Annotated in this window: 7 protein-coding genes and 2 pseudogenes; 6 read left to right on the top strand and 3 right to left on the bottom strand. The window is 73.5% G+C overall.

Features of this window, described 5'->3' with window-relative positions; all coding sequences use genetic code 11:
* Positions 1-67: 67 nt before the first annotated feature.
* The 5 genes and pseudogenes from KGS77_RS23735 to KGS77_RS23715 all read left to right on the top strand — a co-directional run.
* Positions 68-3,237: pseudogene (locus KGS77_RS23735) on the top strand (serine/threonine protein kinase); the annotation flags it as partial.
* A 558-nt stretch (positions 3,238-3,795) separates the two neighbouring features.
* Complete coding sequence (locus KGS77_RS23730; protein WP_347404522.1) at positions 3,796-5,142, top strand: PP2C family serine/threonine-protein phosphatase; 1,347 nt, start codon at positions 3,796-3,798, stop codon at positions 5,140-5,142.
* Positions 5,143-5,465: 323 nt separating this feature from the next.
* On the top strand, positions 5,466-6,839 hold the full coding sequence (locus KGS77_RS23725) for a VWA domain-containing protein (RefSeq protein ID WP_242585013.1): 1,374 nt from the start codon (positions 5,466-5,468) through the stop codon (positions 6,837-6,839).
* Positions 6,840-6,908: 69 nt separating this feature from the next.
* Positions 6,909-7,082 (top strand): annotated as a pseudogene (locus KGS77_RS35050) (forkhead-associated protein); the annotation flags it as partial.
* A 326-nt stretch (positions 7,083-7,408) separates the two neighbouring features.
* Positions 7,409-8,737: an FHA domain-containing protein gene (locus KGS77_RS23715; protein WP_242587642.1), complete on the top strand. Its 1,329-nt coding sequence runs from the start codon at positions 7,409-7,411 to the stop codon at positions 8,735-8,737.
* 42 nt (positions 8,738-8,779) lie between these two features.
* Here KGS77_RS23715 and KGS77_RS23710 read toward each other — a convergent pair whose 3' ends face one another.
* Positions 8,780-10,081, bottom strand: coding sequence for a methyltransferase domain-containing protein (locus KGS77_RS23710; RefSeq protein ID WP_242585012.1), 1,302 nt, complete (start codon positions 10,079-10,081; stop codon positions 8,780-8,782).
* 86 nt (positions 10,082-10,167) lie between these two features.
* On the opposite strand from KGS77_RS23710, the gene KGS77_RS23705 reads away from it, so the two are divergent.
* Positions 10,168-10,569 (top strand): globin, encoded by a 402-nt coding sequence (locus KGS77_RS23705; protein WP_242585011.1) that lies wholly within the window; start codon positions 10,168-10,170, stop codon positions 10,567-10,569.
* Between the two features lie 90 nt (positions 10,570-10,659).
* On the opposite strand, the gene KGS77_RS23700 is transcribed toward KGS77_RS23705, so the two are convergent.
* Together KGS77_RS23700 and KGS77_RS23695 are read right to left on the bottom strand one after the other, a co-directional pair.
* Positions 10,660-11,553 (bottom strand): hypothetical protein, encoded by an 894-nt coding sequence (locus KGS77_RS23700; RefSeq protein ID WP_242585010.1) that lies wholly within the window; start codon positions 11,551-11,553, stop codon positions 10,660-10,662.
* The gene (locus tag KGS77_RS23695) at positions 11,550-11,999 is read right to left on the bottom strand and encodes a thioesterase family protein (RefSeq protein WP_242585009.1); all 450 of its coding nucleotides are present in this window, start codon (positions 11,997-11,999) and stop codon (positions 11,550-11,552) included. Before KGS77_RS23695 ends, KGS77_RS23700 begins: the two co-directional genes overlap by 4 nt.
* Position 12,000 lies beyond the last annotated feature (1 nt).

Raw genomic sequence — 12,000 nt, 5'->3', positions numbered from 1 at the left:
ACCCGGGCCGTACGGGTCCCCTGGACCACAAGAACCTCAAGGACCACATGGACCGTAGGGGGGAATGATGACGGACCAGCGGGCGGGGGTCCCGTGCCAGCGGCGGGACTGCGAGGGCCGCTACGAGGACGTCGGCGGGGCGAACTGTACTGCGACACCTGCGGGCTGGCTCCGGTCGTCCCGCCCGGCGGGGTGGTGACCTCGGCGCCCACGGGGATCACGGCCGGAAAGCGTGCGGCCGGCGGTTCCGGAAGCGGGCCGGCGGGCTCGGCGGACCAGCGGGGTTCTGCGGGCTCGGGGGGCTCCGGTGGCTTCAGGGGGCCGGCAGGTTCCGGTGGCTCGGCAGGTTCCGGTGGCTCGGGGACGGACCGGGAGGCCGTTCGGGCGGGTCCGGCGGCTCCCGTACCAGCGCCTCCGCCCGCTCCTCCACCTCCCGGCGCTCGGTCTCAGGACGCCTGTCCCGCTCCCTGTCCGGCGGCTCCGCGCAGGCATCGCCGGTCTCGGTGCGCAGCGCGGGCCTGAGCAGCGGTTCCGCTTCCGGCTCCGGCTCGGTACGCGGCCGGCTGGGCGCGGGGCTGGTCACGGTGCCGCAGGTGCCGCGTCCCGATCCGCGCGCGGCCGTGCTGAAGAACCCGGAGGTTCCCGAACGGAAGCGTTTTTGCAGCCGGAGCGACTGCGGGGCCCCGGTCGGCCGGGCGCGCGGCGACCGTCCGGGCCGTACGCAAGGCTTCTGCACCAAGTGCGGCCATCCGTACAGCTTTGTTCCGAAGCTGCGGGCCGGGGACGTCGTCCACGGACAGTACGAGATCGTGGGCTGCCTGGCACACGGCGGACTGGGCTGGATATACCTGGCCGTCGACCGCGCCGTCTCCGACCGCTGGGTCGTCCTGAAGGGCCTGCTGGACACCGGCGACGAAGAAGCCCTCGCGGTGGCCGTGTCCGAACGCCGCTTCCTCGCCGAGATCGAACACTCCAACATCGTCCGCATCTACAACTTCGTCGAGCACCTGGACCAGTCGACGGGCAGCCTGGACGGCTACATCGTCATGGAGTACGTCGGCGGCAAGTCACTCAAGGAGATCGCCAACGAACGCCGTACGCCGCAGGGGCGCCGTGAGCCGTTACCGGTGGAGCAGGCGTGCGCGTACGGCATCGAGGCGCTGGAGGCGCTGAGCCATCTGCACAGCCGCAACCTGCTGTACTGCGACTTCAAGGTCGACAACGCCATCCAGCAGCGCGACCAGCTCAAGCTGATCGACATGGGCGCGGTCCGCAGGATGGACGACGAGGAGAGCGCCATCTACGGGACGGTCGGCTACCAGGCACCCGAGGTCGCCGAGCTGGGACCGTCGGTCGCCTCGGACCTGTATACGGTCGCCCGCACTCTGGCCGTCCTGACCTTCGACTTCCAGGGCTACACCAACGTCTTCGTGGACTCCCTGCCCGACCCGGAGAACATCGAGGTCTTCCGTAGGTACGAGTCCTTCTACCGCCTCCTGGTACGGGCGACCGACCCCGACCGCGAGCGCCGGTTCGCCTCGGCGGAGGAGATGGCCGAGCAGCTCACGGGGGTGCTGCGGGAGGTCGTGGCGCTCCAGACGGGTGAACAGCGGCCCTCGCTCTCCACCCTCTTCGGCCCCGAACTGCGGGTTGTGGACACCGAACTGGTCGCTGCGCCGCAGGGGACACCTCGCTCCTGGGCGCACGGGCCGCGGGGACGCGGGCGCCGGGGACACGGGCGCCGGGGGCACGGACCGTGGGGCGGTGGCGCGGAAGCCGGGCGGCTCCGGGCGGGTGGGGCGGTCGCGGCAGGCGGACCGGTGGTGGCGGGCCGGGCGGTCGCGGCGGGCCGGGCGGCCCGTTGAGCGGTCCCGGCGGGACGGGCGCCGCCGGTCGTACGGGCGGCGGTACGGGCGTCGCGCATGCCGCGGTGGTGGGGCCGGCCGGGGCATCGGCGCGCCGGGCGGTGTCGGCGCGCCCCCGTCGGCCGTCGCGGGCCCGCCCGCCCGGTCGGCGGCCCCAGGTCCGCGGGTCCAGGCCGCGTACGAGGTCACACCGGCCGCACGTACCCCCTCAGCCGCACCGGCTCCGTCGGCCACGGCGACCATGCCGGCAACGGAAGCAGCGCCCCCTGCAGCGACAACGGTGGCCCCTACGGCGGCTCCGGCCACCACAGCAGCCACGGCTACCACGGCGACCGCAGCAACCGCAGCGACCGCAGAAGGCGTCACCGGTGCGACGGGCACCACAGAGCCCACGCCCGTCTCCGCTCGGTCCGTTCCCGTGCTGCGCCCGCTGGACACCGCACTCGCCGTCCTCGCGCTGCCCGTCCCCCGGGTGGACCCGGCCGACCCCAACGCCGGCTTCCTGGCCGGTCTGATGGCCGCCGCGCCGACGGAGCTGATCGCAGCCCTCCGCGCCGCCCCCACCGCATCCCTCGAAACGCGGCTGCGCGGCCTGCGGGCCCAACTGGAGAGGGGCGACGGCGAGGCGGCCCGGCGCGAACTGCACGACCTCGAAAAGGACCACCCCGAGGACTGGAGGGTGGTCTGGTACCGGGGCCTGGTCGCCCTGACGACCGGGGACCACGCGACGGCGGCGCTCTCCTTCGACGCGGTCTACGACGCCTTCCCGGGCGAGCCCGCGCCCAAGCTGGCGCTCGGTGTCTGCGCCGAGGAACTGGGCCAGTTGGACAACGCGGCGGAGTACTACCGCCTCGTATGGAGCACCGACCACAGTTATGTCAGCGCCGCCTTCGGGCTGGCCCGCGTCCGGCTGGCGGCCGGGGACCGCGCGGGTGCGGTGGCCGCCCTGGAATCCGTACCGGAGTCCTCGATCCACTGCACCGCGGCCCGTATCGCCGCAGTCCGGGCGCGGTTACGGCAGCGTTCCGCGCGCGATCCGCTGCTGCCGGATCTGCGGGCCGCGGCCGAGGAGGTGGAGCGGCTGACGGAGTCCGGTCTGGACGCTCAGCGCCGTGAGCAATTGTCGACCGAGGTACTGGGCTGCGCGCTGGACTGGGTACTCTCCGGGAGCCAAGGTGCCCGGGAGCAGGGTGCGAGCACTTCGCCCGGCGCTGCCGGCCGGCCTGCGCTGCTCGGCAGCGAGCTGGACGAACGCGGCCTGCGCTTCGGCCTGGAGCGGTCGTTCAGACTGCTCGCACGGCTGGCGCAGCGCGGCGAGGAAAGGATCGAACTGGTGGAACGGGCCAACCGCTTCCGCCCCAGGACGTGGGTGTGACATGGGTGTGGGTGTGGGTGTGACCGGGCCGTTCCGGTGTCCGGGGTGCGAGGAGCCGCACGAGGCGGGGGACAACTTCTGCGGGTCGTGCGGTGCCGCGCTGTCCGGTACCGGGGCACTGACGGCCGGAGAGCGGCCGACGGTCGCGCTGCGTGGCGCGTCCCGCTCCCCGGCGTACGATCCTCCGCCCGCGCCCCCTTACGCGCCTCCGCCCCCGCCCCGCCCCCGCACGCCCCGCCGCCCCCGGGGATGCCCCAGGCCCCGCCGACCACCGCGCAGGGTCCGTCGGCCGCTCCTCAGGGCCCGCCGGCCGTCCCACAGGGGCCGCAAGCCCGCGTGCCGGGCGCGGAGGCGAGCACGGCGCCCCCCGGCACGCCGGGCGCGGCCTACGACGCCTCCTCGGGTGCGGCGTACGGGCACGGGGACTCGGAAGCGGCTTACGGGGCACCGCCGACCGCCGCGCCCGGCCCTGTGCCGCCACCCCATGTGCCGCCGTCTCCCGGCCATGTACCGCCGTCCTCCGGCAGCCCTGTGCCGCCGTCGTCCGGCAGCCATATGCCGCCGTCGTCGTCCGGTTATGTCGCCGCGCCGGGTTACGTACCGCCGAACCGTGCGCGCCCGGCAGGTGACTTCCCTGCGAGCGCCCCCGACCCGGTGGGCACCGGATCCGCGGCCCCCGCTTCCCCCGCGCCGGTCCCGCAGGCGTCCTCCGGCGAGCAGGGGCACGCCGCCCCGCGGCCCTCAGCCGCCCGGGCCGCCGATCCGCGCGTCGTCGGCTACGACCTCGTCGCCGAGTCGGCAGCACAGAACGCGCAGAACGCCCGGCCCGCTCCGTACGAATCCGGAAGCGCGCCGTACAACTCCGAAGCCACCGCACAAGAATCCGGAAGTACAGCGCCCGAATCCGGAAGCTCGGCGTACGAACCCGGAAGCTCCCCGGACAGCTCCGCACCCACCGAGCACCACACACCCCCGCGGGGCACAACAGTCTGTGCCGCCTGCCGGGCCGGCGGCGTCGACAGGGACGGTTACTGCGAGACCTGCGGGCACGCCCAGCCCCGGGAACGCGACCACCTGGAGTGCGAACTCCACGGCGTGGCGGCGGTCAGCGACCGCGGCCACCGCCACCACCGCAACGAGGACTTCTTCTCGGTGTCCACGACGACGCTGGCGGACGGCTCGCCCGCCGTGATCGCCGTGGTCTGTGACGGTGTCTCCTCGGCGACCCGCCCCGACGACGCCTCGGCCGCCGCCGCGGAGGCCGCGGGCGAGTCACTGCTCGCGTCCCTGCCCAGGGGTACGCATCCGCAGCAGGCCCTGCACGACGCGATCATCACCGCCGGGAAGGCCGTCAACTCCCTGGCCGCCGAGCGCAGCCGACCGCAGCAGCACGACCCGCACCGCCGGCAGAACGCGCCGGCCTGCACCCTGGTCGCGGCGGTCGTCGGCGGCGGCCTGCTCACCGTCGGCTGGGTCGGTGACAGCCGTGCGTACTGGGTCCCCGACGACCGCACCGCTCCCGCCGCCCGGCTCACCGAGGACGACTCGTGGGCCGCCCAGATGGTGGCCAACAATCTGATGTCCGAGGCGGAGGCGTACGCGGACGACCGGGCGCACGCCATCACGGGGTGGCTCGGCGCGGACGCGTACGAACTGGAGCCGCACACGGCTTCCTTCCGGCCGGACGGACCGGGTGTAGTGGTGGTATGCACGGACGGACTGTGGAACTACGCGGAGGCCGCCGCGGACCTGGCCGCCGTACTGCCCGCCGACGCCGCCGCCCGGCCGCTGCACGGCGCGCGGACCCTGGTCGGCCATGCGCTGGACGGCGGGGGCCACGACAACGTGACGGTGGCGGTGGTGCCGTTCCCGGCACCACAGGAAGGGACGGGTACGGCCTGAGACCCGGCCCGGCGGCAGCGACAACGGCACCGACACAGGTACCGACACAAGCGCAGGCATCGGCACACGTACCGGTACCGGCAGATGACGTCACGTACCAGCGGCCAACGAGCACCGGCGCGGCACGGCAGCCAACGGCAGCTCATGGCATCTAACGGCACCTGAAAGACCTCACGGCATCTGAAAGCAACCGAAGGCAAACAAAAGAAAAACGGCAGCGCAGTGCAGCATGGCGCCGTCCGGCATCAACGGGGGAAGTTCAAAGTCACCTCCGCCCGACCGTTTGTCGCTTTACCGCTATGGAGACTTGAGGAGCGGAACGGATGGCCAACTTCGCCAAGTCGCATGTGCCGCGGTTCTCCGCCGAGGTGTACCAGAACGAGTACCTCCCCGAGGGCGGACGCGAGGTGAACGCCGTCATCACGGTCACCTCGACCGGAGGCGGCACCACGGGAGGCGCGCCGCTCTTCGCCCCCACCACGGACGCGGGCGGCGCGGGCGCCCCGCGCGGGCCGGCCGTCCCCGGCGGCGCCGGTGTTGTGATCATGGTCGACTGCTCCGGCTCCATGGACTATCCGCCGGCCAAGATGCGCAACGCGCGCAACGCGACGGCCGCCGCGATCGAGACCGTACGCGACGGGGTCGCCTTCGCGGTGGTGGCCGGCACCCACCAGGCCGCCGAGGTCTACCCGGGCGGCGGGCGGCTGGCCACGGCCGACGCGACCACCCGCGCCCAGGCCAAGGACGCGCTGCGCAAGCTGCGCGCGGGCGGCGGCACCGCCATCGGCACCTGGCTGCGGCTGGCCGACCGCCTGCTGACCTCCGCCGACGTCACCATCGCGCACGGCATCCTGCTCACCGACGGCCGCAACGAACACGAATCACCCGAGGACCTACGGGCCACTCTCGATGCCTGCGCCGGCCACTTCACCTGTGACGCCCGCGGCGTCGGCACGGACTGGGAAGTCAAAGAGGTCACCGGCATCGCCTCCGCGCTGCTGGGCACCGCGGACATCGTCGCCGACCCGGACGGGCTGGCCGCCGACTTCACGCAGATGATGGAACACGCGATGGGCAAGGAAGTCGCCGACGTCAGCCTGCGGCTGTGGACACCGCAGGGCGCGGAGATCGTCTTCGTCAAGCAGGTGGCTCCGACGGTCGAGGACCTGACCGGCCGCCGTACGGATTCCGGCCCGCGCTCCGGGGACTACCCGACCGGGTCGTGGGGGGACGAGTCCCGCGACTACCACCTGTGCGTACGGGTCCCGAACGCCGGTGTAGGCCGGGAGATGCTGGCGGCGCGCGTCTCGCTCGTGCTCCCCGGCTTCGGCGGCAGTCCCCCACAGATCCTCTCGCAGGGCCTCGTACGCGCCGTGTGGACGGACGACATGGAGGCGTCGACCTCCATCAACCCCCAGGTGGCCCACTACACGGGCCAGGCGGAGCTGGCGCGGGTGATCCAGCAGGGTCTCGACGCCCGTAAGTCGGGCGACGCGGACGGCGCGACGGCCAAGCTGGGACGGGCCGTCCAGTTGGCGAGCGCGTCCGGGAACGAGGAGACTGCGAAACTGCTTGCGAAGGTGGTGGACGTCGTCGATGCGGCGACCGGTACTGTGCGACTGAAAGCGAAGGTCACAGAGGCGGACGAGATGACGCTCGAAACGCGCTCGACCAAGACAGTTCGCGTCAAGAAGTAACAAACAAGATCTACCAGGCGTACGAGACGTACTGCCGGAAGAAAACGGTACGGAGGGGGAAGAACCGACATGCCGACCTGCCCGAACGGCCATCAGTCGGTGGCCGAAGACTGGTGCGAGGTGTGCGGCCACCGGATGGCGGGCGCTGTCCCCCCGCCGCCCTCTCTGCCCGCGGGGTTCCTCAACACACCACCGCCGGCCCAGCCTCCCGGTCCGCCCGCGCCGCCACCGCCCGCGCCAGGGGGCGGTCCGGCGGGCGGTCCGCCGGGTGGTGGCCCCGGGGGCGCACCGGGAGGGGGACCGGGGAGCGGACCGGCAGGCGGACCGGCAGCCCAAGGTCCCGGTGGTCAAGGTCCCGGTGGTCAGGGTCCCGGCGACGGTCGGAGTGGTCCGGGCGGTTCCGGCGCTCCGGGGGCCCGGGTGGCCCGGGTGCCCCCGGCAGCCAGGGCACTCCGGGCGGCCAAGGCGGTCCGGGCGGCCAAGGCGGTCCGCAGGCGAGTCAGGGCGGTTACGGCTACCCGCCCCCGGCCCCCGGACCGGGTGGTCCCGGGGGGCCCGCAGTCCCCGGCATGCCGGGCGGCCCCGCAGGTTCCGGTGGCCCAGGCACTCCCGGTGCCCCCGGCGCTCCCGGCAACATCCCCGGCGGTGCTCCCGGCGGGCCGGCGCAGTCCGAGCTGTGCCCGCAGTGCCGTACGCCCCGTGAGCCGGGCGCCCCCTTCTGCGAGGAGTGCCGCTACAACTTCGCAGCCCCGGGCCCGTCCCCGTACGCCCCGCCACAGCCCGCTCCCCCGGGCCCGCCGGGCGGCGGTTACGGCTACCCGCCCCAGCACCCCCACCAGACACCGCCACCCCTGCCACCGCAGCAGACACCGCCAGCTCAGCAGTACGAGTACCAGGGCTCCCGGCCGTCACAGGTGAACCGTCCGGCCGAGCCGCTCTCCCCCGAGCCGAGCAGCCGTCCCGGCCCCCCGCCGGGACAGCCGGGCCCGCAGGGCACCCCCGGCCCTCCGCCCCCGCCGCAGAGCCAGGGTGACGACTGGATGCTGCCCCCGCCCGGCGGCCAGCCCGCGCCCCCGCACCAGAACCCGCCCGTCAGCCAGGGCGGCGGTTACGGTTACCCGCCCCAGCAGCAACCGCCTCAGCAACAGCAGCAGCAACCGCCACACCAGCCGCCGCAGCCCGGCCCGTACGAGCAGCAGCAGTCACCGCAGCAGCAGCAGTCACCGTACGAGTCTCAGCAGCAGATCCCGCACCAGCAGGCTCCCTACGGGCAGCAGCCGTACCAGCCGCCACAGGCTCCGTACGAGCAGCAGCAACCCCCGCACCACCTCCAGCAACAGCAACAGCAACAGCAACAGCAACAGCAGGCTCAGCCACCGCAGCCGCAGGAACAACAGCAGGAACAACAGCCGTGGAACGGCGCTCCGGGACCGGCCGGCCAAGCCGCTCCCACCGGCCAGGCTGCCCAGACCGCCCCCGTGCCCGTCGTCGGTGCCGGCTGGGTCGTGGCGATCGCACCGGACCGTGAGTACTTCCTCGCGATGATGGGCCGCAGCGGACCGGAGGCGGCCGGGCTCAACCTGCCCGCCTACTCCCCCGAGCAGCAGATCCCGCTCGCCGGGACCCAGATCAGCATCGGCCGCCGCCGTCACAGCACGGGCGAGTCGCCGGACATCGACCTGGGCCGTCCGCCGGAGGATCCGGGCGTCTCGCACCAGCACGCCCTGCTGGTCCAGCAGGCGGACAGTAGCTGGGCCGTGGTCGACCAGAACTCGACCAACGGCACGACGGTCAACCTCGCCGAGGACCCGATCCAGCCCTACGTGCCGGTGCCGCTCCACGAGGGCGACCGGGTCCACGTCGGCGCCTGGACGACGCTGACGATCCGCCGCGGCTGACGTCGGCCGGCGCGGGCCGCCCACCGTCCACCCAACCGGCCTTCACAGGCCCCCGTGGGCGGTGAGCGGCCAGCAGTGGGGCCCGTCAGGGGAATCCAGCCATGCCCACTGACGGTCTCCCTCGACCGTGATCCCGAACCGTTCGCGCGGCGGCTGGCGCTCGCGCCGCCACAGCTCGTACGCCTCCTGCGGCCCCAGCGCCCCGCCGCTCAGGGCCAGCAGGAACCGGAACCGCTCGTCCCGTAGGGCCTCGCGCGGCAGTTCGGCCCCGCCGTGGCCGCCGAATCCCCGGCGCCCCCGGCCGGGGCCGCGTCTCCACAGTCCGCCGCCTTGACGACCACCGCCACGGCTGTCGGCCACGCCCTCCGTCCCCTCCGCCGCCCTCAGCGGAACGAAATACGCCGGAGTACGCAAGAACGCCCCCTCGGCACGCACGTCCGCGCGCGCCTGCGCACCCCCGGCTCCCCGCTCCGGCTCCCACCCACGGGCCACCCGCAACCTGACCAACCCGGTCGCCAGCGGCGCCAGGATCAGCGCCCCCGCCGCGCACTGTTCGACCCATGCCCTCGGTACGGACGGCAGCTCACAGGTGGCGATCACCCGGTCGAAGGGCGCCCGTTCCGCGCAGCCCAGGGCCCCGTCCCCGGTCACGACCGTGGGCCGGTAGCCGGCCGCCTCCAAATGGGCACGTGCCGCACCGGTGATCTCCTCGTCAAGGTCGACGGTGGTCACCTGCGCGTCACCCAGCCGGTGCGCGAGAAGCGCCGCGTTGTACCCGGTGCCGGTCCCGATCTCCAGCACCCGACAGCCACCTCGTACGCCATGTGCGCCACGTACGTCACGCACATCTCGTACGCCATCCACCTCACGTACGCCGCGCACGTCACCGGCGCCCGGCGCCCCGAGCACATCGCCCTCAGGCCCGTCCTCTGCCCTCGGTGGGCCGGCCCCGGACCCGTCTTCCCTCGACCGACCGTCCTCGGGCCCCTCCCCCACCCGCAGCGCCTCCAGCATCATCGCCATCAGCGACGGCTGGCTGCTGGAGGACACCATCTCGCCGTCCCGCACCCACGTCCCCAGCGCCCCGTCCGCATAGACGCCTTCCAGCCACCGCTCCCGCCGCCGCGGATCGGGGTCGTCCGCCGACAGCCGCTCGTACCCGCCGATCACACCCACGAAGTACTCCGGTACGAACAGGTGCCGCGGCACCTCCTCGAAGGCCGCCCGCCACCGCGGATCGGCGAGCCCGCCCTCCTCGCGGATCCGCCGCACCATCGCGGCCCGCGCCTCGGCCGCCGGCCCGGCGAGCGGGTCGGCCTCGCCCCTGCGATCTGTAGCGCCCATACCTCCACTGTCCTACGCATCCGCCCGGATGCGCCCGCTGTCCTAGGACCGAGGTCCTCGGCCGGGCGGTCTGACACCATGGAAGGGTGAACAAGATTCCGCGCGGCACGCTTCAGGAGCAGACCTTTTACGAGCAGGTCGGCGGCGAGGAGACCTTCCGCCGTCTGGCGCACCGCTTCTACCAGGGAGTGGCCGAGGACCCGCTGCTGCGGCCGATGTACCCGGAAGAGGACCTGGGCCCGGCCGAGGAGCGGCTGGCCCTCTTCCTCGTCCAGTACTGGGGCGGGCCCCGTACGTACAGTGACAGGCGCGGCCACCCCCGCCTGCGGATGCGGCACGCCCCCTTCACCGTCGACCGCGCCGCCCACGACGCCTGGCTGCGGCACATGCGCGACGCGGTGAACTCGCTCGGCCTGTCCGAGGAGCACGCGACGCAGTTGTGGAACTACATGACGTACGCGGCGGCTTCCTTGATCAACACCGACTGAGCACTCACCACCGACTGAGCGCTCACCACCGGCTAAGCCCTCACCACCGACCGAGTAGTCGACACCGGCTGAGTCGTCGGCACCGGCGGATCAGACCGGCGTGACGGTGAGGCCCGCGAGGCCGGTGGCGGAGATGCGGACGGCTATGGAGCCGTACGGCGTACGGAGGCGGAGCCAGCTCCCCGCGGCAAGCAGGGTGAGCGACTCCATGGCGACAGCCGTGGAACGCCCGTCACCGGTCCCACCGTCGGCCCCGCCACCACTGCCGATGCCCGCGCTCGCGTCCGTGCCTGTGCTCGCGCCCAGGCCACCGCCTGCGCCGGCAGCACCCGGCACGGCCGCCGCCACGCTCACGCCCTCGGCCCGCACACCCCGTAGGAAGCCCAGGGACTGCGCGGCGTGCACCGCGCGCAGCGGGAGGTGGGTGTCGCCGAGGGTGCGGGACCAGATCTCCCGGCCGATGCGGTCGCGCTCGACGCGCGTACGCCGCTCCGGCGCCAGCGCCTCGTCCCGGGCCCGAAACTCGGCGACCGCGGCGGTCAGCACCCGACGCAGCGCCGCCGGTTCGGGCAGGCCGGGTACCCGCCGCCAACCGCCGCGCGGTGGCAGCACCCCGGTCCAGGGCGGGCCGGTGACGGCAGCGGGGACGTCGACCAGGCCCGTACCGTCCCCGATGCCCTCAAGGAGTTCGCCGGCCGAGACGGTGACATCCAGGTTGTCCGGAGTCTCGTCGGCCCCACCGGCATCACCAGCCCTGCCACTCCCAACAGTGGTCCGGCCCGCGCCGGGCTCACCCGCCCGTGCCAGCCGGGCCGTACGGATGGCCAGGACCTCGAACGACGGCGGACGGCCGAAGACGGCGAGCACACCGCCGCCGGCCTGGAGCCGTACCGCCGCGGCCCGGTCGTAGTGGATCAGCCGGGCCAGGAAGGCGGCGAGATCCGCCGCCTCCCCGGCATCGGCCAGGCGCAGCGCCGTCGTCATGCGGCGACGGCCCCCTCCTGGGGCTGGGCAGCGTCCGGCCGCGCGTCGTCCATGTACTCCTTGAGGAAAGACCTCTCCTCCGCGCTGATGCGGCGCGGCCGTCCCTCGGCGAGGTCGTAGGGCACGACGACGGTCGAGGCCCGGACGTAGAGGGTGTCCGCGTCCCGGATCTCGTACGCGATCGTCATCGACGCGGCGCCGATCTTCGTCACCCACAACTCGATGGTCACCGGCTCGTGCCGGTGGACCAGGGGCCGCACGTAGTCGATCTCGTGGCGGGCCACGACGGACCCGCCGGAGAAGGACGGGCTGCCGTCGCCCGGCGCCAGCCGCCACATGAAGTCGATCCGTGCCTCTTCGAGGTAGCGGATGAAGACCGCGTTGTTGACGTGCCCGAACGCGTCCATGTCCGACCAGCGCAGCGGGCAGGAGTAGAGGTGTCGCACG

This window comes from Streptomyces sp. MST-110588, from assembly GCF_022695595.1.
Taxonomy (GTDB): domain Bacteria; phylum Actinomycetota; class Actinomycetes; order Streptomycetales; family Streptomycetaceae; genus Streptomyces.
The sequence above is the reverse complement of the archived record's forward strand: the minus strand, read 5'-3'. Positions and strand labels throughout refer to the sequence as shown.

Bases quoted from the DNA above. Each gene is read 5' to 3' on its own strand.
- KGS77_RS23730 (WP_347404522.1), top strand. From the start codon at position 3,796: ATGCCGCCGTCGTCGTCCGGTTATGTCGCCGCGCCGGGTTACGTACCG.
- KGS77_RS23725 (WP_242585013.1), top strand. From the start codon at position 5,466: ATGGCCAACTTCGCCAAGTCGCATGTGCCGCGGTTCTCCGCCGAGGTG.
- KGS77_RS23715 (WP_242587642.1), top strand. From the start codon at position 7,409: ATGCCGGGCGGCCCCGCAGGTTCCGGTGGCCCAGGCACTCCCGGTGCC.
- KGS77_RS23710 (WP_242585012.1), bottom strand. From the start codon at position 10,081: ATGGGCGCTACAGATCGCAGGGGCGAGGCCGACCCGCTCGCCGGGCCG.
- KGS77_RS23700 (WP_242585010.1), bottom strand. From the start codon at position 11,553: ATGACGACGGCGCTGCGCCTGGCCGATGCCGGGGAGGCGGCGGATCTC.